This is a genomic window from Halalkalibacter suaedae, assembly GCF_017939705.1.
Lineage (GTDB): Bacteria > Bacillota > Bacilli > Bacillales > Bacillaceae_D > Halalkalibacter > Halalkalibacter suaedae.
This window is the reverse complement of the sequence record NZ_JAGKSQ010000002.1, coordinates 514002-539094: the sequence shown is the minus strand read 5'-3', so window position 1 is coordinate 539094 and position 25093 is coordinate 514002. Positions and strand designations below refer to the sequence as shown.

At 36.5% G+C, this 25093-nt stretch carries 24 protein-coding genes; 20 read left to right on the top strand and 4 right to left on the bottom strand.

What is annotated here, in order from left to right; all coding sequences use genetic code 11:
* Positions 1-114: 114 nt before the first annotated feature.
* Positions 115-2340 carry a formate C-acetyltransferase gene (pflB, locus tag J7W16_RS06750; RefSeq protein WP_210596506.1) on the top strand — a complete coding sequence of 742 codons (2226 nt, stop codon included), beginning with the start codon at positions 115-117 and terminating at the stop codon, positions 2338-2340.
* 75 nt (positions 2341-2415) lie between these two features.
* Complete coding sequence (gene pflA / locus J7W16_RS06745; RefSeq protein WP_210596505.1) at positions 2416-3141, top strand: pyruvate formate-lyase-activating protein; 726 nt, start codon at positions 2416-2418, stop codon at positions 3139-3141.
* A 648-nt stretch (positions 3142-3789) separates the two neighbouring features.
* Here the strand turns inward: pflA and J7W16_RS06740 are convergent.
* The gene (locus J7W16_RS06740) at positions 3790-4506 is read right to left on the bottom strand and encodes a Crp/Fnr family transcriptional regulator (protein ID WP_210596504.1); all 717 of its coding nucleotides are present in this window, start codon (positions 4504-4506) and stop codon (positions 3790-3792) included.
* 184 nt (positions 4507-4690) lie between these two features.
* Here J7W16_RS06740 and mobA point away from each other — a divergent pair, with 184 nt between their 5' ends.
* Positions 4691-5311, top strand: coding sequence for a molybdenum cofactor guanylyltransferase (gene mobA, locus J7W16_RS06735; protein WP_210596503.1), 621 nt, complete (start codon positions 4691-4693; stop codon positions 5309-5311).
* Positions 5312-5863: 552 nt separating this feature from the next.
* Here mobA and J7W16_RS06730 read toward each other — a convergent pair.
* Positions 5864-7150, bottom strand: coding sequence for an MFS transporter (locus J7W16_RS06730; protein ID WP_210596502.1), 1287 nt, complete (start codon positions 7148-7150; stop codon positions 5864-5866).
* 277 nt (positions 7151-7427) lie between these two features.
* On the opposite strand from J7W16_RS06730, the gene nirB reads away from it, so the two are divergent.
* The 3 genes from nirB to J7W16_RS06715 all read left to right on the top strand — a co-directional run bounded on the left by nirB (position 7428) and on the right by J7W16_RS06715 (position 11045).
* Positions 7428-9845: a nitrite reductase large subunit NirB gene (gene nirB, locus J7W16_RS06725; RefSeq protein WP_210596501.1), complete on the top strand. Its 2418-nt coding sequence runs from the start codon at positions 7428-7430 to the stop codon at positions 9843-9845.
* Between the two features lie 13 nt (positions 9846-9858).
* A complete protein-coding gene (gene nirD / locus J7W16_RS06720; RefSeq protein ID WP_210596500.1) occupies positions 9859-10179 on the top strand; it encodes a nitrite reductase small subunit NirD in 321 nt (106 codons plus the stop codon).
* A gap of 155 nt (positions 10180-10334) precedes the next feature.
* On the top strand, positions 10335-11045 hold the full coding sequence (locus J7W16_RS06715; RefSeq protein WP_210596499.1) for a Crp/Fnr family transcriptional regulator: 711 nt from the start codon (positions 10335-10337) through the stop codon (positions 11043-11045).
* A gap of 48 nt (positions 11046-11093) precedes the next feature.
* Here J7W16_RS06715 and hmpA read toward each other — a convergent pair whose 3' ends face one another.
* The gene (gene hmpA, locus J7W16_RS06710) at positions 11094-12329 is read right to left on the bottom strand and encodes an NO-inducible flavohemoprotein (protein ID WP_210596498.1); all 1236 of its coding nucleotides are present in this window, start codon (positions 12327-12329) and stop codon (positions 11094-11096) included.
* A 168-nt stretch (positions 12330-12497) separates the two neighbouring features.
* Here hmpA and J7W16_RS06705 point away from each other — a divergent pair, with 168 nt between their 5' ends.
* From J7W16_RS06705 to J7W16_RS06660, 9 genes are all read left to right on the top strand, one after another.
* The gene (locus tag J7W16_RS06705) at positions 12498-12935 is read left to right on the top strand and encodes an Rrf2 family transcriptional regulator (protein ID WP_210596497.1); all 438 of its coding nucleotides are present in this window, start codon (positions 12498-12500) and stop codon (positions 12933-12935) included.
* Between the two features lie 27 nt (positions 12936-12962).
* Entirely contained in the window at positions 12963-13811 is an 849-nt protein-coding gene (locus tag J7W16_RS06700; protein WP_210596496.1) for an MBL fold metallo-hydrolase, read from the top strand.
* Positions 13812-13995: 184 nt separating this feature from the next.
* Positions 13996-14538, top strand: a complete 543-nt coding sequence (locus J7W16_RS06690) for a redoxin domain-containing protein (RefSeq protein ID WP_346726908.1) — start codon at positions 13996-13998, stop codon at positions 14536-14538.
* Positions 14539-14550: 12 nt separating this feature from the next.
* On the top strand, positions 14551-14985 hold the full coding sequence (locus J7W16_RS06685) for a glycine/sarcosine/betaine reductase selenoprotein B family protein (protein ID WP_210596493.1): 435 nt from the start codon (positions 14551-14553) through the stop codon (positions 14983-14985).
* Between the two features lie 27 nt (positions 14986-15012).
* Positions 15013-15258: a hypothetical protein gene (locus J7W16_RS06680; protein WP_210596492.1), complete on the top strand. Its 246-nt coding sequence runs from the start codon at positions 15013-15015 to the stop codon at positions 15256-15258.
* Positions 15259-15377: 119 nt separating this feature from the next.
* Positions 15378-15566: a hypothetical protein gene (locus J7W16_RS06675; RefSeq protein ID WP_210596491.1), complete on the top strand. Its 189-nt coding sequence runs from the start codon at positions 15378-15380 to the stop codon at positions 15564-15566.
* 761 nt (positions 15567-16327) lie between these two features.
* The gene (locus J7W16_RS06670) at positions 16328-16531 is read left to right on the top strand and encodes a hypothetical protein (protein WP_210596490.1); all 204 of its coding nucleotides are present in this window, start codon (positions 16328-16330) and stop codon (positions 16529-16531) included.
* Between the two features lie 17 nt (positions 16532-16548).
* Complete coding sequence (locus tag J7W16_RS06665; protein ID WP_210596489.1) at positions 16549-16845, top strand: spore coat protein; 297 nt, start codon at positions 16549-16551, stop codon at positions 16843-16845.
* 115 nt (positions 16846-16960) lie between these two features.
* On the top strand, positions 16961-17815 hold the full coding sequence (locus J7W16_RS06660) for a polysaccharide deacetylase family protein (protein WP_246879875.1): 855 nt from the start codon (positions 16961-16963) through the stop codon (positions 17813-17815).
* A gap of 76 nt (positions 17816-17891) precedes the next feature.
* Here J7W16_RS06660 and J7W16_RS06655 read toward each other — a convergent pair whose 3' ends face one another.
* Positions 17892-18845 carry an L-lactate dehydrogenase gene (locus tag J7W16_RS06655; protein WP_210596488.1) on the bottom strand — a complete coding sequence of 318 codons (954 nt, stop codon included), beginning with the start codon at positions 18843-18845 and terminating at the stop codon, positions 17892-17894.
* A gap of 218 nt (positions 18846-19063) precedes the next feature.
* Between J7W16_RS06655 and J7W16_RS06650 the strand changes: the two genes are divergently transcribed.
* The 5 genes from J7W16_RS06650 to J7W16_RS06630 all read left to right on the top strand — a co-directional run bounded on the left by J7W16_RS06650 (position 19064) and on the right by J7W16_RS06630 (position 25082).
* Positions 19064-19552, top strand: coding sequence for an RDD family protein (locus J7W16_RS06650; protein ID WP_210596487.1), 489 nt, complete (start codon positions 19064-19066; stop codon positions 19550-19552).
* 132 nt (positions 19553-19684) lie between these two features.
* Positions 19685-21163 carry a methyl-accepting chemotaxis protein gene (locus J7W16_RS06645; RefSeq protein WP_210596486.1) on the top strand — a complete coding sequence of 493 codons (1479 nt, stop codon included), beginning with the start codon at positions 19685-19687 and terminating at the stop codon, positions 21161-21163.
* 250 nt (positions 21164-21413) lie between these two features.
* The gene (locus J7W16_RS06640; protein WP_210596485.1) at positions 21414-21956 is read left to right on the top strand and encodes a hypothetical protein; all 543 of its coding nucleotides are present in this window, start codon (positions 21414-21416) and stop codon (positions 21954-21956) included.
* 4 nt (positions 21957-21960) lie between these two features.
* On the top strand, positions 21961-23751 hold the full coding sequence (locus J7W16_RS06635) for a tetratricopeptide repeat protein (RefSeq protein ID WP_210596484.1): 1791 nt from the start codon (positions 21961-21963) through the stop codon (positions 23749-23751).
* Positions 23748-25082 (top strand): phenylacetate--CoA ligase family protein, encoded by a 1335-nt coding sequence (locus J7W16_RS06630; RefSeq protein ID WP_210596483.1) that lies wholly within the window; start codon positions 23748-23750, stop codon positions 25080-25082. The genes J7W16_RS06635 and J7W16_RS06630 overlap by 4 nt, the downstream gene beginning before the upstream one ends.
* Positions 25083-25093: the final 11 nt, after the last annotated feature.

The window sequence follows — 25093 nt, the reverse complement described above, 5'->3', positions numbered from 1 at the left end:
TTTTCATTGATGGAAATCAACTATTCTATAAGTGTAAGGAACATAACTGTCATGGATGGAATTATATTTGTGAAACGATTCACAAAAAAGTTGTTGAAAGAGAGGGACTTAACGATGAATTATTGGAGAACGTTTAAAAAAGGTGTATGGCAAGATGAAGTCAATGTTCGCAACTTTATTCAACAAAACTACACTCTTTATGAAGGAAAGGATTCATTTTTAGAAGAAGCAACGGATCAAACAAATCAACTCTGGAAACAGATCATGGAACTAACAAGGAAGGAGCGTGAAAATGGCGGGGTTTTAGATATGGATACTGAGATCGTATCGACAATTGTGTCGCACGGACCAGGATATTTGAATAAGGAGCTAGAACAAATTGTAGGTCTCCAGACAGATGTGCCATTCAAACGCTCATTGCAACCGTTCGGTGGGATTAGAATGGCTCAGGATGCTTGCATTTCTTATGGTTTTGAGGTCGCACCAGAGGTTGTAGAGACATTCACAAAGTACCGAAAAACCCATAATCAAGGTGTATTTGATGCTTATACTTCTGACATGAGGTTAGCACGAAAGGCTGGGATTATAACCGGCTTACCAGACGCCTACGGTCGCGGTAGAATTATTGGTGATTATCGACGGGTTGCATTATACGGAGTTGATTTTCTTATTAATCAAAAGCAGAAGGAATTAGCAGCAACTAGCATGACAATGACTGAGGATCTTATTCGAGACCGTGAAGAAATCTCAGAACAACTCAAAGCATTACACGAACTTAAGAAAATGGCTAGTTCTTATGGTTTTGATCTTTCAGAGCCAGCTGCAAATGCACAAGAAGCGTTTCAATGGTTATATTTTGGTTATTTGGCTGCAATCAAGGAACAAAATGGAGCAGCGATGAGTTTGGGACGTGTATCTACATTCTTAGATGTTTACATTGAGAGAGATTTAAAAGAAGGTACATTAACGGAAAGAAGTGCACAGGAGCTAGTTGATCACTTCGTTATGAAACTAAGACTTGTTAAATTTGCTCGGACACCGGATTACAATGAATTATTCAGTGGTGATCCAACTTGGGTCACTGAATCAATAGCCGGCGTCGGTGTTGATGGTAGAGCCCTTGTTACGAAAAGCTCTTTCCGTTTTCTCCACACTCTTGATAATTTAGGCCCAGCTCCTGAACCGAATTTAACTATCTTATGGTCTAAAAAATTGCCTCAGAATTTTAAAAATTATTGTGCACAAATGTCAATTAAAACAAGTTCAATTCAATATGAAAATGATGATAGTATGAGACCACAATTTGGTGATGATTACGGAATTGCATGTTGCGTGAGTGCGATGAAAATAGGGAAGCAAATGCAGTTTTTTGGAGCACGTGCTAACCTTGCCAAAGCTCTCTTATATGCAATTAATGGTGGTGTCGATGAGAAATTAAAAATACAGGTTGGACCAACATTAACACCGATCACCTCAGAATTTCTTGATTACGAAGAGGTGCTAGCTAATTTTGACAAGATGATGGAATGGCTTGCTGAGTTGTATGTTAACACATTAAATGTAATCCACTATATGCATGATAAATATTCTTATGAGCGGATTGAAATGGCATTGCACGATAAGGAAATACTTCGAACAATGGCGTGTGGTATTGCCGGATTATCTGTGGCTGCAGACAGTCTAAGTGCGATCAAGCATACGAAGGTTAAAACCATTCGTGATGAAAATGGTGTCGTAGTAGACTTTGAAATTGAAGGAGAATACCCACAATACGGAAACAATGACGATCGTGTTGATGACATTGCCGTATGGCTTGTGAAGACATTTATGGAAAAGCTGAGAAAGCATCCAACGTACCGTCAGTCATTGCCGACAATGTCTGTATTAACAATCACTAGTAATGTCGTATACGGTAAAAAGACTGGAAATACACCTGATGGAAGAAAAGCAGGTGAGCCATTTGCACCAGGAGCGAACCCATTGCATGGTCGAGACAAGAAAGGAGCACTTGCTTCATTGACATCAGTTGCAAAGATTCCTTATGATCACTCATTAGATGGAGTGTCTAACACCTTTAGCATTGTCCCAAAAGCTTTAGGTAAAGAAGACGCTGATCAAACAAAGAATTTAGTCGGAATTTTAGATGGATACGCTATTCAAGGGGGGCATCACTTAAATATTAACGTATTTAATCGGGATACTTTAATTGACGCGATGGAGCACCCGGAAGAATATCCACAATTAACCATTCGTGTATCTGGTTATGCTGTTAACTTTATTAAATTGACGAGAGAACAGCAAATCGATGTGATTAACCGGACATTCCACGAATCACTATAAATATAAATCGTGCAAGGGGTGTAAAAAGGCAAAAGTCCTTTGATAAACCCCTACTCGGTTAAAAGAGGGGTTTCTATGAAAGGTCGGATTCATTCAATTGAGACGTGTGGCACAGTAGATGGACCAGGATTACGCTATATTGTCTTTATGCAGGGGTGTTTATTGCGTTGCCAATACTGCCATAATCCAGATACGTGGAAGATCGGTGACGGGAAGGAAATAACGGTTGAAGAAATTATTGATGATTTAAAGGATTATCTTCCTTATTTTGAAAGCAGTGGTGGTGGGATTACTGTTTCAGGAGGAGAGCCTTTATTACAATTAGAATTTTTAACTGAGTTATTTACAAAATGTAAGGAGCTAAATATTCATACGACAATTGACTCTTGTGGAGGTTGTTTTCAGGAACATCCTGAGTTCCTAAGAAAATTAGATCATTTATTAGCGGTAACCGATCTGGTTCTTCTAGATCTTAAGCAAATTGATTCAAGGAAGCATCATCGCTTAACAGGAATGAAAAATGAACATATTCTCTCATTTGCTCAGTACCTTTCAATGAAGGAGATCCCGGTCTGGATTCGGCACGTATTGGTACCAGGTATAACTGATATTGATGGGGATTTAACTTCATTAAGGCAATTTATTGATCAGCTTACTAACGTGAAAAAAATAGAGGTTCTACCTTATCATAAATTAGGTGTTTATAAATGGAAGGAATTAGGAATCACTTATCAATTAGAGGATGTCGAGCCACCAACGCAGGAGCGAATTGATAATGCTAAAACGATATTACAATGCTAAAGGGCTAGTTTTATTCCTTTAGCATATTTGTATTTTGTTTAAACCAAATAAAGCCTTCTGAGTGTTTCGTATTCAGTGAAATTTCTAAGGTCTTGCAAATAAGTTTTGTGCTGGGGAGATTTACTAAGGTTAGATGCTTCGCCTTCGCTACCGGGATGGGGGGCACGCACCCGCCGGCGGGCGTTGAACTAACCGGCTCTGCCGGTGGATTTCAACCTGCCCTTTCTTCCTGCAGGAGTCGGCCCTCCCATCCCGGCCGCTTTGTTTGAGGGAAGATGGGAATATGCTTCTTTTGGCTATTAAACAGCTCACAGTTTTTTCTGTATTTTTATATTAAGAGAAGAATAAGTATACGGATTATAGTGGCATATAAGTTAGAAATCTAAGAATGCACAACATGGAGCTGGTTTCGATTAGAAAATATATTCTGAAGACCATATTATATATAAAATAAACATTTAGATTTAGTGACTATTTTTTTCTATTAAAAACGTCTAAGTAGGTTCATCATCTTAATGGAATTACTATTACACTATAAATATGGGGTCTTCACAGAATGTGAAGAAGAAGAAAATATGTAAAAACGCCTTTAAGAGTTATTTCTCAAGGCGCTTTTCTAAGGTTTTGAAACATTTACTGAAGTTTTTTTTACATTCGACATATTTCTAGAGGGCAATTTTCACATTGGCAAATAGTTTTCAGGTGGTCAAGATCATGAATGATGAGAAAACCTTTGCTTTGCTCGATAACCCCTTTTGTTTTTAGATCGGATAACATTCGGTTCACGCTTTCTCTTGTTGCCCCAATATATTCGCCGAGCTCGCCATTCTTCATTTTTTTAGTAATGCGAATTGAACCTTTATATTCTTCGCCGTATGAATGACTCATTCGAATAAGTGTCGAAGCAAGGGCACCAAGCTTACCGTGAAACGTTAAATCACGAAGTTTTGACTGTGTAATTTGATTAAGTAGTGACGTCCATTTAAGAAATTCTACAGCGATTTCACCGTGCTGCCATAAGAGGATTTCTAAGTCCTTTTGTTGAATGACTCCAACAACACAATCAGTTTCTGCACGGGCATTGTAACTATATGAAATTGCCATAAAGCTGCTCATTTCCCCAAATAGGTCACCTGAATTAAACATATTAAGTATATATTCTTTTCCATCAGATGTTCCTTTTAACATTTTAACGTGGCCTTCTTTAATATAAAACAGTTTATTAGCTGTATCCCCTTCACGAAATAAAAACGTACCAGCTTCAACTTTTTGTTCATACATAATATCTGTTAGTGCAAATAGTGTTTTTTCTGTTAAATGATACGTATTTTGATGGATATTACGTTCAAATGCTACGGTTTCCATTTAATACCCCTCCTAAACTTTCTTCTCCTTGAGTATAAAAGATCATTCTGAATAAAAATGTGATAAAAATCACACTAACATCATTTAATTTTTTATTTTTAATAAACAGGTGTGATCAAGTTAACAGATTGAATATAAGAATCCAGATATAGTAAGAAGAGAAGAAGAATGAGGAGGTGAAACGATGAACGTAACAGGCGTGATTCTCGATAGTAATGATAGTCGCTTAAGAGATCAGATCATTACAGGATTAATTAGACTTAATGATGAAACATTAATAGAAAAGCAAGTTAGGGAGATGAAAAGGATCTGTGAGGAAATAATTCTTGTGACAGATCGCCCATCAAGTTATTTGCCAGTGTTGGGTAATTCGATAAGAATTATTACGAATTATTTTAAGGGTTCAGAGACGCTCAGTGCTGTCCATGCCGCACTCTCATTAGCGAAAAATGATTATTTATGGATTGTTACTCCAGACATGCCGTTTCTGTCGTCAGCGGTTATTGAGGTAATGTTTCGTGTCAAAAAACAAGATGGTCAGTTAATCATTCCTGAGTGTAACGGAAGCCTGCAGTTATTTCATAGTCTCTATTCACGCTCATGTATTGATGTAACAACACAGCTTCTTGAGCAAGACAAGGCAAGTATGATGTCTTTAATAGAGAGGATATCGTTTAGTATTGTTGGCCAAGAGGTGTTTAAAGAACAATTGATAACTCAACCGTTTTCACTACGAATTAGAAATGCAGCAGAGTACAATAAGATGATAGATAATAGTCAAAATGATTCTGTTATTTCAATTTAGAAGAAAGCAAAGAGGCTGGGACAAAAGTGATTTAACTAATAGAAAATCCGAAAAATGATAGGTGGCGGACATAATACCGCTCCTGAAATATACTTCGCTTGCCGCGGGAAGCCGTTGAGCCTCCTCGTGCCTGCTACTTTTGGGTCTCACCTTTGGCTTTTGATCCCGCAGGAGTCTACGTATATTTCAACCGCTACTTCATTGCTTTGTTCGGCATTTCAGTTAGTCACTTTAGTTATGTCCCAGCCTCTTTTTATATGCAACTGGATTAAATCGGTCTACTGAAAGAAAATGGTGAAAGTTAAGAAAAGAAGTGTTAGGAATCCTGGATTTTTAAGTTTTTTATTTTCCATTTTACGTTCCTCCCAAATGAATTATTTGAATAATCCAACTATATCACTCTAGAGTTAATTCGAAAGTAATCGTGATAGGAAATATAACAAGTTTTTTTGCACAGATTGGTAATAAATATGACGGGACTAACTATCTTTTTTAGAATGAAAAAGGTGCCACTAAGAGGAGTAATGCCTCTAAAGTAGCACCTTTAATAATTTAACACTTCATCTCAGCGTTCTTTCTTTGATAGTAATACCAATTAAATCCAATTGATACTATATAAAAACATATAAAAACATATAGTGCTGAGATAGGAGTACCTGTGGTTGAAACAGACCAGCCAAATAGTTTTGGGATAAAAAATGATCCGTATGCTGCAAATGCAGCTGTGAAACCTAGAACTGGTGCGGCCTCCTTAAGTGGGAATATAATTGGGATCATTTGAAATGTTGATCCAGATCCCATCCCTGCTGCGATAAATAAAATCAAGAATGAGAGAAGAAATCCGATAAAGCTTTCTAGCTTAATGAAATAAATGACTGACAGAGCACCAAACATCATCATTATTAGTACGATTCCTGTTACTTTTGCACCACCGAACTTATCAGCACACCAACCTCCAATTGGTCTGAAAACCGCTGCTAAAAAAGCTCCGAGAAAAGCTAAAGAAACGTAATCTGGAAACTGTGAACGCAGTAGGAGTGGGAATGCTGCACCGTACCCAATAAAAGAACCAAATGTAGCTACATATAATAATGTCATGATCCATGTGTGTTTACGTTTTACTATGATAAACTGTGCACCAATTGATTGTTTTGTATTAGGTAGATTATCCATTCCGAAATAGGCAATAACAGTTAAGATAATAATAGGAATGACCCAGACAAAAGCAGCATTTTGTAGCCAAATCTCTGATCCATCAGGCAATACCTGTCCTTCACCTCCAATAAATGAAAATGTACCTACTGTAATAATTAGAGGTGTTATAAACTGAACGACAGATACACCCATGTTTCCTAAGCCACCATTAATCCCTAGAGCAGTTCCTTTTTCCTTTTTCGGGAAAAAGAAGCTCATATTTGCAGAGGATGAAGAAAAGTTCCCCCCACCAACTCCACATAGTGCTGCTAATGTAACCATAATCCAGTATGGAGTGTCTGGATTTTGAACAGCAAATCCAATTCCAATAGTAGGGAACGCCAAGATAGCTGTCGAGAATACGATCCAATTACGACCGCCGAACTTTCCTACTGCAAATGTATAAACAAAGCGCATTGTTGCCCCTACTAAGCCTGGTGTTGCGGCTAGAGTAAATAACTGTGCCTCAGTAAATTCAAACCCGATATCATTAAGTCTCACTGCAACAACTGACCAGATCTGCCAAACAATAAAAGCAAGCATTAAGGTAGGTACTGAAATCCATAGATTTCTACGTGCATGCCGCTTTCCTTCCTTTTTCCAAAACTCCTCATTTTCAGGATTCCATTCTTGAATTCTAGCCATGATTATTCCTCCAATATAGTAAATGTCTTATGGCTAAATCATACAAACATATGCGGTTATTGAATGTGATCTATATCACTTAAAAAGAATTGAATAATGATTGTTTTAACAGAAACATTTGTATGGAAGAAAGCTAGAATTAAACTATTGATTTTTTATAAAACTTTTCTATGTGACAATTTATAAAAAATAAATTTAGTGTGATATGCATCACAATAAAAATCCTATATTCGTTTTACAATGTGTACATGAAGACAAAGACTAGGAGGAAAAATCAATGAACAAACAACGTTTAGTTATGATTGGAAATGGAATGGCTGGAGTTCGACTGATTGAAGAAGTATTGAAGATTAATAAAGACATTTATGATATTACAATCTTCGGAGCTGAACCACATCCAAACTATAATCGCATTCAATTATCAAATATTCTACAAGGAAAAACCCATTTCGAAGAAACGATTATTAACGAATGGGAATGGTATGCGGAGAATAATATTGAATTATTTGTTGGAGAAGCGATTATTAATATAGATATAGAAAAGCAAACGGTTCTTTCTGACAAGGGATTGGAAGTCTCTTATGACAAATTGGTTATTGCTACTGGATCGGTTCCTTTTATACTTCCTGTAAAGGGTGCTGACAAAATTGGAGTTATTGGTTTCCGTGATATTAATGATTGTGAAATGATGATCAAAGCTTCTAAACATTATAAAAAAGCAGTTGTCATTGGTGGTGGATTGTTGGGACTAGAAGCTGCGAAAGGACTTATGCATTTAGGCATGGAAGTAGATGTTGTACATTTAATGCCTCACTTGATGGAAAGACAGCTAGACCCAGTTGCTTCTGGAATGTTAAAGAGTGAGCTTGAAGCACAAGGAATGAATTTCCTAATGGAAAAACAAACAGTTGAGATTACTGGTAGCGATAGAGTAGAGGGTATACGTTTTAAGGATGGAACAGAAACAACTACAGATTTGGTTGTTATGGCAGCTGGGATCAAGGCTAATATTCAAGTAGTGAATGGAACAGAGATTGAAGTAAATCGAGGAATTGTCGTGAATGATTTTATGGAAACGAATGTAGATAATGTGTATGCCATTGGTGAATGTGCAGAGCATCGTGAAGTTGTCTACGGATTAGTTGCTCCTTTATATGAACAGGGGAAGGTACTTGCTGCGAGGTTGTGTGGATTAGAAACGAAAGCGTACGAAGGTTCAATTACAGGTACACAACTAAAGGTTTCAGGGATAGATTTATTTTCTGCAGGAGAAATCTATGATGATTCAACAACGAAGCCAATTATTGTTCAGAACTATTTTGAAGGAGTGTACAAGAAGGTTCTTATTAGAGAAAATCGGATCGTTGGGATTGTATTATATGGTGATACAAGGGATAGTAATCGATTATTTAAAATGTTGAACGATAAACAGGATATTGCTGATTTAACAAGCATTCCTTTCATTCAACCAAATGGGGCAGAAGAAACACTAAGTGTAGAAGCAATGGCTGATGACGAGATCGTTTGCGGTTGTAATGGGATCAATAAGAAAGAAATTGTCGATGCCATCCAAGAGCATGAGCTAACAAGTGTCGAGGCAGTCGGTGGGTGTACGAATGCAGGTCGGTCATGTGGGCGCTGTAAGCCAGTCATTCAAGATATTCTGGCTTATACTCTTGGGGATAGCTTTGATGATGCACCTAAGAAGAAAACACTTTGTGGCTGTACAACACTAGATCGTGATGAGGTTGTCGCGGAAATTAAAGAAAAGGGTTTAACATCAATTAAAGAAGTGATGAATGTATTGGAATGGAAGCAAGAGGAAGGATGTTCAAAGTGCCGGCCTGCTCTTAATTACTTCTTAGGTATGATTCACATCGATTATATAGATGAACGAAATTCACGTTTAGTGAATGAAAAAATGCATGCCAATATTCAAAAGGATGGCACCTATTCTGTCATACCAAGAATGTATGGAGGTGTAACATCAGCCGAAGACTTATTGACAATAGCAAACGTCGCAAAGAAATATAATGTCCCGCTAGTCAAGCTTACGGGAGGTCAACGCATTGGTTTATATGGATTAAAGAAAGAGCAGCTTCCTGATGTATGGAATGATCTCGGAATGCCTTCAGGATATGCATACGGAAAGACACTTCGTACTGTCAAAACATGTGTTGGTTCTAGCTTCTGTCGCTTCGGAACCCAAGATTCTATGAGTCTTGGTATTGAACTTGAAAAGCGTTTCGAGAGACTTGACACACCACATAAGGTGAAAATGGGTGTTTCGGCTTGTCCAAGAAACTGTGCTGAATCAGGCATTAAAGATGTTGGGGTTGTCGGCTTAGATGGAGGCTGGGAAATCTATGTAGGTGGTAATGGAGGAACGGATCTTCGTGCTGGTGATTTATTGTGTAAGGTTGCCACCGAGAAAGAGGTATTAGACATAACAGGTGCATATATACAATATTACCGTGAAACAGCTCTTTATCTAGAAAGAACTTCACAGTGGATAGAACGCTTGGGCTTAGACCATGTGAAAGAGTTAGTTGCAGACTTGGAGAAGGTTAATGCGTTAAATAGTAGATTAGCTGATACTCTAAACCGTTATCAGGAACCATGGGAGCAAGCAATTAATGATGAGGCGATTCAAAATACGTATTATCGTACTCGTGAAGTAACACTTGAGAAATAAGGAGGTCTAAATAATGAATACAGCTCAAAAAGAAGTAAAATTGAGTCGCTATGATGATTTTCCAGTTGGAATTGGCACGGTCTATAAAATTAAAGAGATTGAAATTGCTGTTTTTAAATTATCGACTGGAGAGATCTATGCAATTGAGAATAAAAGCCCTCATCCAAAAGGAGGACGTCTGTCAGACGGTCTTGTCAGTGGAGGATATTTATATTGTCCATTACACGATTGGAAAATTTCATTGAAGGATGGCAAGGTTCAAGCACCAGATAAAGGGGAAGTAAGAACGTTTAAGGTTGAACATTTAAATGATCAAGTTTATATCCATATTTAACAATGAACGAAGAATCGGCTAATATCTACCGATTCTTCTATTTTTATGTTTATTTGTAACAGATCGTTGCTGCCCGTATCTTCTGATTGACGTTTACTTACTCTGTTTTAGATGGTAGGATTATGACAATTACACTGGTGAAAAGAGGGTATGTCTTGCCAAAAAAAGAAATTAATTTAGTTCGTTTTTTCAAGCAGCTTTCTAGTGAGAATCAACAATTACTCCTTAAAGAAGGAACACAGATTCAAGAAGAAGCAGGCACGGTTCTCTTTACTGAAGGTGAATCACCTACCTATATCTACTTGATTATTTCTGGTAAAGTTCGAATCAGTAAAATGACGTCAGATGGAAAGGAATTCTCAATAAGCTTATGTCAACAGGATGAGCTTGTCGGGGAGATTTCCCTCTTTAATGAATTAGCACTTAGTATAACTGCTACGGTAGAAGAAAAAGCAGTCCTTTTCCGCTTTGAAGGGAAGGTATTAGAGGAACTATTTAAAAAGAACGGCGAGCTTGCTGTTGCTTTTATGAAATGGAATGCAATTCAAACACAATCAACACAATCAAAGTTTCGTGATCTTATTCTATGTGGTAAGAAAGGTGGATTATATTCAACCTTAATACGATTTAGTAATTCATATGGGGTTCAGCATGATCAAGGGATTCTAATTGACGTGCAGCTAACGAATGAAGAAATTGCCACATATATTGGCACGACACGTGAAGGTGTCAATCGAATGATGAATGAATTAAAAAAAGAAAAAATCATTGTATATGAAAATCATAAAATCATCATCCAAAATATGAAGTTCTTAAAAGATTTTCTCCAATGTGGAGATTGTCCTGTTGAAATCTGCACAATTTAAAAAGGATGATTTAAGGGTGCACCTTGAATCATCCTTTCTTTATTTTGATTAGTGCATCTTTTGTTCGTGGTATGATTCTAAATCAATTTTAGGGCCAAAGAATTCATAGTGGATTTGGTTATCGGGAAATCCTAATTGCTTAAGACCTTCAATAGCTGATTTCATAAAACCAGAAGGTCCACATAAATAGCAATCAGTTTTCGAATCAATTGTTAGCGATTCAAGAATTTCTTCTCTTAAGTACCCATTCCAATCATACAAACGATTTGATTGGTCCTTTTCGGTTGGAGCACTATAAATCACGGTCAGATTTGCATGCTTCGCAGAAGAAATCAGATCATTCAATTCATCATGAAATGCATGTGTTTCACTATTTTTTGTTGCATGAAGAAATGTAATATGTCGAGTCGGATTATGATTGATAACTGATTTAAGCATAGCAATCATTGGTGTAATACCAACTCCTGCACTAAGAAGGAGGAGTGGACTTTCTACTGTTGGATCGAGAGTGAAATCACCAGCAGGAGCTGTTAACTCAATTTCATCACCGACATCGATATGGTCATGTAAGTAGTTTGATATTTTTCCATTAGGTACCGATTGATTTTCTCGTTTAACAGAAATTCGGAAATATGGCTTACCGGCTTCACTTGAAAGGCTGTATTGACGATTGGATAAGTACTTGTCTCCAGGAAGAGCTAAGCGAACCGTACAGTATTGTCCAGCTTTAAAAGCAGGAAGAGGTGCCCCGTCAACTGGCTCTAGGTAAAAGGAGGTAATGATTGAGCTTTCTTTTACCTTTCCCGTTACTTTGAATGCTTTAAAGTTTTGCCAACCTCCGTATTGTGAAGCTGTTTCCTCATACATTTCTGATTCAATATCGATAAATACTTGTGCGATGACCCCGTACGCTTCACCCCAAGCGTGTAGAACCTCCTCTGTAGCTCCCTCACCAAGTACCTCTTTAATTGCTTTCAGTAAATATGTACCTACAACTGGATAATGCTCTGCTTTTACTCCAAGGCTCCGGTGCTTATGTGCAATTTGTTTAACAGTGGGTAACAAAACCTCAAGTTGATCAATATGAAGAGCTGCTGCATAAATTGTATTTGCAAGTGCAGTTTGTTGACGTACTTTCTTTTGATTCGCATGATTGAAAATGTTTAATAATTCTGGGTAATTTTCAAATAAACGTTTGTAGAAGCAGGTCGTAATATCAACACCCTTTTCTGCTAGAACGGGTGCGGTTGATTTTACAATGGTAATCGTTTGATCTGATAGCATAGTATTATTCCTCCTAAAGAAGTATTATAAATACATCTTTAACGTAACTGAAATGACCGATTAAAGCAATATTTAAAATACAACTTTTGCGCATTTGTCACAATTAAAGTAGTATGTGATTATGGAATAGTTTAAGAGAGAATATACTTAAAAATGAATGAGGTTACTATGAAGCTAACTAGTTATACTGATTATTCCTTAAGGGTTTTGATCTATTTAGCAACGAAGAATTCTAATGAATTGTCTAATATTAAAGATATTGCTGAAACGTATGGAATTTCTAAAAACCATCTAATGAAAGTCATTTATGATCTTGGGAAAATAGGTATTATTGAAACAATAAGAGGGAGAAATGGAGGAATTCGATTAGCACATTCTCCAGCTGATATTAATATCGGCGAACTTATTCGAAAAACAGAGGATGATTTTCATATTGTCGAGTGCTTTGACGAAGATAAAAATAGCTGCATTATTTCCCCAGTTTGTGGTTTAAAGCATGTATTACAAAAAGCTGTTTCTGCTTATTTAGACGTACTTGATGGCTATACATTAGAAGATTTAGTAAAGAATCAGGAATCGTTACTGGATTATTTTAAGTCTACCTAAATTATCTTTCAATTAGGAGTGTCTCAAATGGAAGAATCACTAGAGAATAAAATGAAAATCGAGTGGAGAGATACAAAATTACCTACCAATGCTGTTGCATTCTGGAGCTTAGGACAAGCTAGTATTTTGTTAAAAGGGAAAGATGAGGATGGATTCATTTGTATTGACCCGTATTTAACTAACAGTATTGAAAAGCTCGATCCAAATACCGAATTTGTTAGAGCATTTCAACCTTTGGTCAAACCAAAGTCACTTAAAGATGTTGATGGTATGTTAATAACACATGATCATGGTGATCATTTAGATCGTGAAACAATCAGCAAATTAGCTCAAGTGCAAAGCCAAATAACGTATGTTGTTCCGCCTGAAAATACGAATGATTTAGTAGAAATGGGTATTGAAGAATGTAAGGTTGTTAAGGCAGTTAACGATCAGACAATCAACATTAAAGGCTTCCGAATAACTCCTATTTCAGCAGCACATACAGATTATGAATACGATTCGAATGGATTTGATCGTTATCTTGGCTATTTCATTGAAGTAAACGGTGTCAAACTCTTTCACTGTGGCGATACCGTTATTACAGATAGACTAATTGAAAGGGCAAAGGCTTTTCAACCAGATGTTTCTTTTCTTCCTATCAATGGTCGAGATTATTTTCGAACGGCACGTGACATTGCTGGTAACATGAATTTTAGAGAAGCGGCTGATTTTGCTAATGTCATTAAAACTAATTTAATTGTTCCGATTCACTTTGACATGTTTCCGAATAATAGAGAAAACCCGGCTTATTTCGTTGATTATTTATTTCACACGTATCCTACTCAAAAGCACCATATGATGGTTGCAGGAGAACGATTTATTTATTACAAATAAGTGAACAAATAGTGATTAATATCGACAAAACTTTCTTTTCCACTAAGAAGTATGCTAAAATATAACATTCAAACAGCATTTATTTATTGTTTGGGAACAACATAGATAGATACATAACAAACTGTTCTATTTTTATTATGATTTTCTCTATGAGATTAAATCGTCTGAAAATGGACGAGAATAAATGTTGTTTGAAAATAATCGGATAGAGTTGGAAGGAGAGATTGTAATGCCACAAGGAGCTACTGTTACAAGTACGCTAAAAGTCGGTGATAAAGCACCTGACTTTACACTACCGGCACATGGTGGACGCGAAGTTTCTTTAAGTGACTACCGTGGTCAAAATGTATTTATTTGCTTTTATCCTCTAGATTGGACACCTGTTTGAGGCGCACAGATGCCTTCATACGAGGATGATTTACCTCGTTTTGAAGACTTTGATACCCAAGTTTTGGGTATTAGCGTAGATAGTGTTCACAGTCATGATGCATGGGCAAAATCAGTTGGTGGACTTTCATATCCACTATGTGCTGACTTCTATCCACATGGAGAAGTTGCACAAAAATTCGGCGTTCTTCGTACAAATAAGGACGAGCCTGCTTACGGGGCATCGGAACGTGCTTTATTTATTATTGATAAAGAAGGTATTGTTCAATTTATTGATGTTCACCCAATTGAAAGACAACCAGATAATGAAGAATTATTTGATGTCTTACGTAAGTTATAGGAGGGAAATCATATGGAATTATCAAGAAAAGCAATCCCGTATACTCCTGTAGATAAGCCATTACATGAAATGACTATTATGATTGTTTCAACTTCTGGTGTTCACTTACTAAGTCAAGAACCATATAATACTGATCCAGCTGAAGGGGACGCGACGTACCGCGTGATTCCTGGCGATGTAGATTCCAAGGATCTAACTGTTACGCATGCAGCTCCAAAGGATCATTACAATACGGATTTCCCAAAAGAGGATATCAACACTGTATTTCCAATTGACCGATTACGTGAAATGGTTGAGGATGGAGATCTAGGTGGCGTTGCTGAAAAGCATATCACGATGATGGGATATTCAATGCGTTTAAACAAAATTAACAAAGAAACGATTCCTGCTTTAGTAAAAGAAGTTGTTCGCTCAAAGGCGGATGCTGTTTTACTAACAGCTGGCTGACCTCTTTGTCATCGCACTGTAGTTACAGTGCAACGTGGAATTGAAGCACAGGGGATTCCGACAACATTGATTACTCTTGATGTAGAGCAATCAAGTTTACAAAGACCGCCTCGTGCGATTCATCCAAAAACATTTAAATTTGGCCATTCTTTAGGAAAGCCAAATGACAAGGCAACACAAGCTAAAGTTCTTGAAGTAGCTCTTGCTGAGCTAATGGAAAGACAAGAGCCAGGGAATATTCATGAAGTAGATTTCCCAAGCTACAATAAGTAATACGTTGAGGGTGTCTCAAAAGGTTGTTCCTTTTGAGACACCCTTTTCTATTGTATACTTCAATGATACCTCGTAAAAACTAGTATTGTCTTACAACTATGTTTATGGAGGATTTGACCATGTCTAAAGATACTGATAAGTATACAAAAGAAGCGTTAGAGAATTTAATTCAACAATCCACTGATCACGAAGAACAGAAATCGTATAAGGAATTAATGCAAAAGCTAGTCCAACAAGATGATATGAATCAAGACCCGCAAAAAGATGGCTTTCGATATGATTATGACGATTCATCGGATTTACGATAACTAATTTTTAGTTCGTTATTTAATAACTATTATAATGAGTAAACAATTATTTTTAGCTTTTAGCTTGTCGATTAAGCCTTGAAAAGAGGAAGAGTCGACAAGCTTTTTATATTAATGAACAGCTTTCTGCTATAAACAGACGCTTCGACTCCGCTACTGGGATTGGGGGCACGCTTTCCGCAGGAGGGCATGGAACTAACCTGCTTTGCCGGTGGATTTCCATTTGCCCTTATGTCCTGCAGGAGTCGGCCCTCCAATCCCATCCGCTTTGATGAGAGGATGAAGGAAAGTACTTCCTTTTGCAAATACCTTTTATATTCATCTACGTTAGAATTCTGACGACCGACCATCGGAAGCAAGCAACAGGTGGAGATATTAACGTCCACTGTGCGAACTTTATAATATAAAAAACAAATTGACTATCTTATTTTATGAAACTTTTGGGATAGACTCGATACTAGGACATAATTAAGGTGTTTAACTGAAATTCCAAAAAAATTTAGAACTTAGCGGATGAAATATACGTAGACTCCTGCGGGATGTAAAGCCAAGGGTGAGACCCCGCAGGCGTAGACGAGGAGGCTCACCGGCTTCCCGCGGAAAGCGAAGTATATTTCAGGAGCGGTGTTTCTACACTCAGTTTTTAGTTGGAAGACAATTGACCTTCTTTTTTTCTGTTATGTAGAGTCACATTGCCGTTGGATAAAGAGAGGGTAAATTAACCATACTACAAAAAGATTAAATATGAGTGGGGTGTCATAATGAAAGAGCTCACAACGAAAGAATTGGCTTTTATTGAAGATGAAATTAGAGCAGAGGAAATTACCGCAAAGACAATGAATTGGTGTGCTTCACAATGTGAGGATGAGTTACTTAGAAAATCGTTAGAACAAATGGCAGAACGGCATCAGTTGAAAGTAGCCGACTTAGCGAAATATTTTAATAAAACGGGATTAATTCAATAATTGAAAGAGGTGTCAACATGCCCAATAATATTAAAGACCGTGGATTAACTGATCGAGAAATGATTCAATTATGTTTAGAATTAGAAAAAGGACGTGCTAGAAGTATCAGTAGTACTATATTAGAAACGAGTCATGAAGAATTACGGGATATCTACAAACAGCTATATACAAATGCAACTGACAGCCAATATCAACTGTATGAAATAATGAACCAAAAAGGATGGTACAAAACAGCTATTGCTTCAATTGAGCAAATTAATCAAGTTGAAAAATTTATGCAAAATAATTTACACCCAGATTCGCAGTTTAAATAGGATAAGGTAACGAATGTTCAAATAATTGATTGAACATTCTTTTTAATTTTAATGATATGCAAAATTAAGTAAATAATATAGTTGAAACGAATAAGCTTATTAGGAGATGAAATGAATGTGGCTTAGAATATTACTGCTTATGACTGTCTTATTCACAGTTACTATTTCAGAAGAATCGGTGGCTTCTGCAGCGATTAATGAAGTTGGTGTGGAATGGTGGTGGAATAAAGACAAAAAACCAGATGATCGTCAGGTAGACGAGATTCCTCAACCTGAAGGTGGTCCGGAATTCGATGGACGGGTTAGACAACCAGTCTCTAATATTATTTTACAGCAACGTTACCCAGAAACAGTTGTTCTTAGAGGACCGATGACAGAAAATCGAGTGGCTCTGACCTTTGATGATGGTCCTGATCCGCGCTTCACTCCGCAGCTATTAGATGTATTAAGTAAATTTAATGTACCGGCAACTTTCTTTGTAATGGGTGCACGGGCTGAAGCGTATCCTGAAATAACAAAGAGAATGGCAAATGAAGGGCATATTATCGGAAACCATACATATTGGCATCCGAACCTCGTCCAAGAGAATATCGCTTCACTTAAAAGAGAAATTAGACAAACAGAGGATGTCATTGCTGATTTAGTCGGCTACAGGACGAAATTATTCCGACCACCTTATGGCTTCTTATATAATGAGCTTGTTGAAGAAGTCGCAGAACTAAATTACACGATCATTGGTTGGTCATTAGATACGTTGGATTGGAGAGAGCTAGGAGCCGATAATATTGCGTATAATGTCATTAATAATATTGAACCAGGTTCAATTATATTGATGCATGATGGGGGAGAATGGGACGCTGACCGGACAGGAACAATTGAGTCACTTAAGCAAATCATTCCTGTTTTACAAGAGCAAGGATTTGAATTCGTAACCGTTCCAGAGTTACTGTCAATTCCTTATAAAAAGTGAAAATAAATTTCCTCACTTTAAAGAAACAAAAAAGAAGCTGTCAAAACGGTTAAACCGTTATGACAGCTTTTATTCATTATTTATTATTAAAATGAGGTGAGAGAATATCTTTTAATATAGAAGAACTTGAATGAAATTGTTCTTTTTCTTTTTCGTTTAGGTCTAGTTCAACGATCTCTCTTATTCCATTACGATTAATAATTGCTGGAACTCCTATGTATACATCCTTTTCGTTGTATTGTCCATCGAGGTAAGAGGAGACGGTTAGGATGGCATTTTCATTATTTAAAATCGCTTTTGTAATTCGGGCTAGTCCCATAGCAATTCCATAAAATGTTGCTCCTTTTCCTTTAATGATTTGATATGCTGCATCACGCACATTAACAAAAATATCATCTAAATCTTCATTCTTATATCGATCATTCCGTTCAATCATTTTCATTACAGGAACACCACCAATATCGGCACTACTATAGACTGGTAATTCACTATCCCCATGCTCACCGATAATATAGGCATGAACATTAGTAGGGGCAACATTAAAATATTCCCCAAGTAGAAAACGAAAACGTGCAGTGTCAAGAGTCGTGCCCGATCCGATTACTTTTGCAGAAGGAAGTCCACTGAACTTCCAGGTAGCGTATGTTAAAATATCAACGGGGTTTGTTGCTACCAAGAAAATCCCATTAAATCCACTTTTCATTACATTTTCTACAATCCCTTTAAAAATTTGAATATTTTTGTCAACGAGGTCTAATCTTGTTTCACCTGGTTTTTGGTTAGCCCCTGCACAAATTACTACGATATCGACGTTTTGACAATCCTGATAGCTTCCGAAGCGTACATGTGTAGGTTGTGAAGCAAAGACCTTGCCGTGGTTGAGGTCCATGACATCTCCTTTTGCTTTATCTTCATTTAAATCAATCAGAATCAATTCATCAACAAATCCTTGATTAATTAATGCAAAGGCATAGCTTGACCCAACAAAACCTGTTCCGATTAATGCAACACGATTTAATTTCACTGACATGACTTCACTCCCAATTCTATGGTATTATTTTGTAATAAATTAACATGTACTCTGTACAATACCTTATCAAAAACAAAGTGTACTTGCAAAATTAGTGTAGTATGATTAATTCAACACAATTATTTTCGAAATAGTATGAAACGATTTACTGATAAAATCGTATAAACAATTATAGTCTCAAATAGATGTCTCAAAACGAAGTAGGAGGGGGAAACTGGATGCAGGTTGAAAAAGTGTTACCTATTGAAGAAAAGAGAGTAGAGGTGAAACTGCGGGCAGGTGGATGGATCCGTCTCATTGCCTTGTTCTATGATTTAGCTGTATTAGCGATGTTCTTATTTATGTTTGCAGGTGGAACAACGTTATGGATGATGATCTCTACCGATACACCCTTTATTGGTAATCCTGAGTTAGCCCGTGAATACATTATGGAGCACGAACCACATCTTTTTATTATAAATTGGATTATTTTAGGGATTGTTTTTTTGTTTTATCAGTATGTTTATCCGACGTTTAAAAGACAGACTTTTGGAATGTTATTTACAGATTTAACTGTTGTAAATGAACAATGTAAGGAAATAACCAAATCACAATATATCAAACGTGAACTTCTTAAACTTATTTTGTTCCCAACTTTTTTTCTCGCATTTGGAACCGAAAAACGCACATTGTATGAGAAGTATAGTAATACTTATTTGTTAAAATAAGCAACAAGCCCGAGTGATGCAATGATTTACTTACAAATCATTGAACCACTCTTTTTTTTGTAAAATAAATGTAGATTCGTGTCGAAAATAGAAATATAATAAGATCATATAATTATAAAAAGGGGAGTTATAATGAATGCTGTTCAAGACTTATTAAAAAAAGATTTAGAAAAAAAGAATCTCATCATGCTTTTGGTATTTTCCGTATCACTTATTGCAGGAGCACTTTTGACATACATACAAGGCGATCTAAATAAAGCTATCTATTATGCTAGTGAGTTTGGAATAATTGTATTTGCATTATTTTTCTTTAAAAAGATAGTAAAAAAAAAGCAATTATTTCCTTACTTTTTTATTGTTAATGTCGCTATCTTCATAATTACGTCTACATTATTGTTTGGTGGTGGTTTAACTACCTTATTGATTATTTTTATGTATTTATTGTTTTCGGCTTTGCATTATAAGAGGATTGTATTTTTCTCAGGAGTAGTATTAGGTTTCTTTACTTTATTTTTAGAATTGAACTACGGGGTAAATCAACATGATGCTTTAAAAGAGGTCTCATCATCAATTTTATTAATTTTTGTATTAGTATCATGTATACTTTACGGAATGCTTCATTTAAACATTTTACAATTTAAAACGCTGCAAACAATTCTCAAAGCATCTCAACTCGAACATGCTGAAAAAGAAAATCAAAAAAACTCTCTTCAAACTGGTATTGAATTAATTACTGCTAATATTGAAAAAGCAACAGAAAAAGTAACCTATAGTTTAGATTCGCAAAAAGAAATATCAATTGCAATACATGAGATTTCAGTTGGTAGTCAAAATCAAAGTGAACAAGTGATTGATATATCTCATAATGCACAAGACACATTAGTAATGATGAAACAATTGAACACTAAAACAAAAATGTTGAAAAGTCAAACTAGATCCGCAACAGAAAAAGCAGACAATGGTGAATTAATGGTTAATCGACTAATCAATAATATGAATGAGCTTCAAACATTCGTTCGAGAACTAAATTCTACATTTGTTACTCTGACTTCAAAAATTGAAGAGACAAATAAATTCGCAGGTGATATTAAACAAATCACAGAGCAAACCAATTTATTAGCACTAAACGCATCAATTGAAGCAGCACGTGCTGGTGAAGCAGGTAAAGGATTTTCAGTCGTAGCAAACGAAATCCGAAAATTAGCCGAAGTAACAAACGGCACAACTGAAAAAATTACGACGAATTTAAAAGAAGTGAATGAGAATAATGGAGTTGCAGTTCAAAAACTTAAGATGAGTAGTCATCAATTTTCTGAATTATTAGTATCTACTAATATAGTAACAGAAAATTTTAAGGATATAACAGTAACTTTGAAAAATCTTAATGAAGAGTATAGTGAATTCGAACACCTATCAGATAAAGCCCAAAGTAAATCAGTTAATGTTGAAGCATCTACAACGGAATTAGCTGCCATTATTCAAGAAGCCACCGCTAGCTTACAACAAATGAGTGCTACTGTTGAAACATTAAAAGAAGGCAACGAAGAAATTGCTCAATACATGAAAACAACAACTAGAACAGCTCAAGACCTAGCTAGAAATCAAGCTTGAAATATCTAATTATTTTTGGAAACAAACAATAATTCATAAAAAATAGAAAAGATAAAAAGTACCAATTGTCGAAAATAACGACTTTTGGTATTTTTTTTATTTCATATTCTGGTTTCTATCATCAATATTCTGAAATCTCCATTAGAGTCTATCACCAGAATCCTTTTCTAACATAAAGTGACATTGTACTTCAAAAAATCTATGAAGCATAGGACTTCGATAGGCTTCGTGATAGAAAGGAGGTTTGATGATGTCAAAAGAAAATAATACAGAATTTAAAGAAGCGATTACTCTCCATCAAAAAGGAATCAATGGTGATAAGAAAGCTGCCGAAAAAGCGTTTAAACAGCTTAAAGAGCTGAAGCTAATGAATCATAATGATCCATTAATTGAAGCTTACTATGGAAGTGCATCGGCTCTTGTGGCTCGAGATCACGCTAATTTAATGGAAAAGACGAATTATGCCAAAAGGGGGATGAAGGCACTTGATCATGCCGTTACTAAAGATTCCTCAAATATGGAAATTCGAATGCTGCGAGGAAATGTCGCTTTTCGATTACCAGAAATGCATTTCAAACGCACATCTACAGCTATTGAGGATTTTCTCTATTTAATAGCTGCATATGAAAAAGAAAAAGGCAAAGGAACGATAACTAAAGATCAATACGAAGATATTCTATTTAAATTAGGTAAGGCCTACAAAAATAGTAATGAGGATCAAAAAGCAAAGGATGTTTGGACCAAATTGAGTAGTAAAAATCCTAAGTATAAAAAACAAATCGAAAAGGGGTGAGATAGTGAATCGGAAACTACTTCAAAAGAACAAAACGCTCCTACGCCCAAAAAAATCTAAAGAGATTAAACAAGCTCCTGAATCGAAAAGAAAATTGAACGGCGGAGAAAAAGAAAGTAGCCGCGTTCAAGCTATTAATTTCCATCAGGATGGGATAAAGGGAGAAAAAGCTGCCGTCAATAAGGCAATACAGTTATTAAAAGAATTAGTTAAGAAACATCCAAATGACCAAGAGATAAAAGCCTATTTAGGGAGCGCCACAGCTCTTCTCGGTCGAGATGCTACAAGTGTGACAGATAAGATGAAATATGCATCAGAGGGGTTAAAACTACTAGATTCTGTCATTGAAAAGGATTCTTCTTTAATTGTCGCACGATTTTTACGTGGGAATGTTTCATATCGTCTGCCTGAACTTTATTTTCAACGAACTAGTACCGCTATAGAGGATTTTTCGTTTCTAGTTGAGGCATATGAAAAGGACGAAAAAGTGCTGTCAGATGCAGAGTATGAAGAAGTGCTGAAAAATTTAATCGAAGCAATGAAGCGTTTAAATCAGCAAGAGAAAATTAGTCCAATTGTAGAAAAACTAAAGAAATTGAAAGGGAACGGCAAACCCGCAGGTCTAAATAAATCGATTGTTGAGGGAGATGAGGATGTATCTAGCGATTTAGCAGGAGAGGGTATGACTGAAGAAGCATGGGAAATGTATGAAAAGGCACTGTATGGTGGGGTAGCCCAAGTAAAACATGCAAATGAATTTTTCGATACCTTTGTGTTGACTAACACTGCTCCTGAAGTTCAGATGTACGCTCTTGACGTTCAATCAATGAAAGGTAGAGATTCTCTTAACACGTATGAAATGTTTGGTGCTGCCATCAAAGCAATGAAGGCAATGGATGAATTAATTCTAAACAATCCAACTTCATGTGAGCTTCGTCTTATCCGTGCACGTCATAGCCTACGTTTACCTGAAATCTTCTTTAGACGTGCGGCAACAGCTCTTAAAGATTTTGAATTTGTTGTTGATCAGGTAAAAAGAAAAAAGTATTCAATAGAAAAAGAAAAATATCATCAGCTTCTTTATGATTTGGGGATTGCTTACGAGAAACTAGATATGGTGAAAGAAGCGTTAAAAACATGGGATTCGATCTTAAGAGAAAAACCTAGAAGTGCTTTACGTGAGCAAATTAAAGAAAAACAAAAAATCCTATCCTACCAAAAAGAAACTAGGACTCTACTGATAGCTAAAAAAGATCAATATTACAAAGCAGCCAAAGAGATCCACAAAATGGGTGCATTAGGAAATAAGGATGCAGCCGAAAAAAGCTTAGTGCTTTGGCAGAAAGCGGTTGAAGACTTTCCTGAATGTGAGATCGCAAACTCCTACTATGCCGCATCACTTGCCTTAAAAGGAAAATACGCAAGTGAGCCACAGGAAATGTTCAAGGAAACGATTCAAGCACTCAAGCTCTTAAAGGAATCGATTAAATCAGATAATCCAGAGTTATTGTTCTTACGAGGGTTAATTTATGATGCATTACCTGAAGGATTCTTTCACACAACCGATAAAGCAATCAAAGATTTGCAGTCTGTTCGAAGTTCCTATGAAACAGGAACTGAACATTCAGGTATAACAAAAGATGATTATTTGCTAGTACTCTATCGTTTAGGATTCCTTTATGAAAGGATGAGCTTGCTAGATCAAGCAAACAGAACACGCAAAAAATTGATTGAGGAAGATACAGATTTAAGGTATCAAAATAAGCTTGCTAGTCAAGGGGTTGAGATCGGGTGAGTTCATTATTTGAAAAGAAATTAAAGAATGTAAAAGTTCCGTTAACGATAAAACGTTTTTTTAACGGTTCAGTTCATCCAGATAAGATGTCTGAAAAACAAATTGAACAATATCAATTAACGTCGATCAAGGAAATAGTTAAAAAAGCGTATGAGAAAAGTGAGTTGTATAGACAAAAATTAGATGGAGTTAATGTTCATCCACGAGACATTAAACAACTAAGTGATTTAACGAAACTTCCATTTCTAACAAAGGAAGAATTGCGCGGAAACCCTTATATCTTGCTAACATGCGACAAAAAGGATATTGCATTAGTCCAGGTCTCAACGGGTACTTCCGGTGGCGAAGAAATATATATGATGTACACATGGAATGATTATTATTTGCACGATCTTGCACCGAGGTATCCTGATTTATTTGAGGTTGATCCTGGAGATGTATGCTTAAATGCATTGCCATATGAAATGAGTGCCGCTGGCTTAGCTTTTCACAAAACATTCATGGAAGGCTGTGAGGCAACAGTTATTCCTGCAGGAAAAGGTGGAGCATATTCAGCACCGAAAAAGACAGTGAAGCTCTTAAGAGATTTAAGACCTAATGTCGTGATTACAACACCATCTTGGGCAATGCTTTTAGCGGAAGAGGCAGAAAGTCAAAATTTCGAATTATCTGAATTGCAGTTAAAAAAACTGTGGATAACAGGGGAAGGCTGTTCACCAGCTTTTCGTGAAAGACTAGAAAAACGTTGGGGTGCTACAGCAAATTTCTTTTATGGAAGCCTCGAGTGTGGCGTGCTTGGGATTGAGTGCGATGATCATGATGGCTATCACGTCACACAAGCACATGCGTTAATTGAAATTGTCGACCCTGAATCGGGAGAAGTACTCGACGAGGGTGAAATTGGAGAGATTGTTGTTACAAGTATGCTTCGTTATGACACTCCAATCATTCGATTTAGAACTGGGGATATTGGTTATGTTGACAGCGAACAATGTTCCTGTGGTGTAACACTTCCTAAATTCCACCTCCGCGGAAGAGTTTCCGATCAGATTCGCTATAATGGCACGACTCTTTCACCATTTTATTTAGAGGAATTTCTAATGAGAGAACCGGATATTGGTGATTGGTTTGAGTTTGTTGTGAAAAAGGATGAAGATAATGAATCGATTAAAGTTCGTTGTGAGTTAGCAGATGATGTCGAGGCCTCCGCTTATTTGGCAGATTCGTTAGCTAGTAAACTAGAATATTCTTCAGGAATTCCATTCACTTTCGAGTTTGTTGACAAGCTTGAAAGGCCACAAGGCAAAACGGTTCGTGTTGTAAATGAATAGAGGTGAAAATA

Coding starts and splice junctions, on each gene's coding strand:
- J7W16_RS06665 (WP_210596489.1), top strand. CDS start 16,549: ATGCCCAATAATATTAAAGACCGTGGATTAACTGATCGAGAAATGATT.
- J7W16_RS06675 (WP_210596491.1), top strand. CDS start 15,378: ATGTCTAAAGATACTGATAAGTATACAAAAGAAGCGTTAGAGAATTTA.
- J7W16_RS06700 (WP_210596496.1), top strand. CDS start 12,963: ATGGAAGAATCACTAGAGAATAAAATGAAAATCGAGTGGAGAGATACA.
- J7W16_RS06645 (WP_210596486.1), top strand. CDS start 19,685: ATGAATGCTGTTCAAGACTTATTAAAAAAAGATTTAGAAAAAAAGAAT.
- J7W16_RS06670 (WP_210596490.1), top strand. CDS start 16,328: ATGAAAGAGCTCACAACGAAAGAATTGGCTTTTATTGAAGATGAAATT.
- hmpA (WP_210596498.1), bottom strand. CDS start 12,329: ATGCTATCAGATCAAACGATTACCATTGTAAAATCAACCGCACCCGTT.
- J7W16_RS06705 (WP_210596497.1), top strand. CDS start 12,498: ATGAAGCTAACTAGTTATACTGATTATTCCTTAAGGGTTTTGATCTAT.
- J7W16_RS06640 (WP_210596485.1), top strand. CDS start 21,414: ATGTCAAAAGAAAATAATACAGAATTTAAAGAAGCGATTACTCTCCAT.
- J7W16_RS06730 (WP_210596502.1), bottom strand. CDS start 7,150: ATGGCTAGAATTCAAGAATGGAATCCTGAAAATGAGGAGTTTTGGAAA.
- J7W16_RS06685 (WP_210596493.1), top strand. CDS start 14,551: ATGGAATTATCAAGAAAAGCAATCCCGTATACTCCTGTAGATAAGCCA.
- J7W16_RS06660 (WP_246879875.1), top strand. CDS start 16,961: ATGTGGCTTAGAATATTACTGCTTATGACTGTCTTATTCACAGTTACT.
- J7W16_RS06740 (WP_210596504.1), bottom strand. CDS start 4,506: ATGGAAACCGTAGCATTTGAACGTAATATCCATCAAAATACGTATCAT.
- J7W16_RS06650 (WP_210596487.1), top strand. CDS start 19,064: ATGCAGGTTGAAAAAGTGTTACCTATTGAAGAAAAGAGAGTAGAGGTG.
- J7W16_RS06655 (WP_210596488.1), bottom strand. CDS start 18,845: ATGTCAGTGAAATTAAATCGTGTTGCATTAATCGGAACAGGTTTTGTT.
- mobA (WP_210596503.1), top strand. CDS start 4,691: ATGAACGTAACAGGCGTGATTCTCGATAGTAATGATAGTCGCTTAAGA.
- nirB (WP_210596501.1), top strand. CDS start 7,428: ATGAACAAACAACGTTTAGTTATGATTGGAAATGGAATGGCTGGAGTT.
- pflB (WP_210596506.1), top strand. CDS start 115: ATGAATTATTGGAGAACGTTTAAAAAAGGTGTATGGCAAGATGAAGTC.
- nirD (WP_210596500.1), top strand. CDS start 9,859: ATGAATACAGCTCAAAAAGAAGTAAAATTGAGTCGCTATGATGATTTT.
- pflA (WP_210596505.1), top strand. CDS start 2,416: ATGAAAGGTCGGATTCATTCAATTGAGACGTGTGGCACAGTAGATGGA.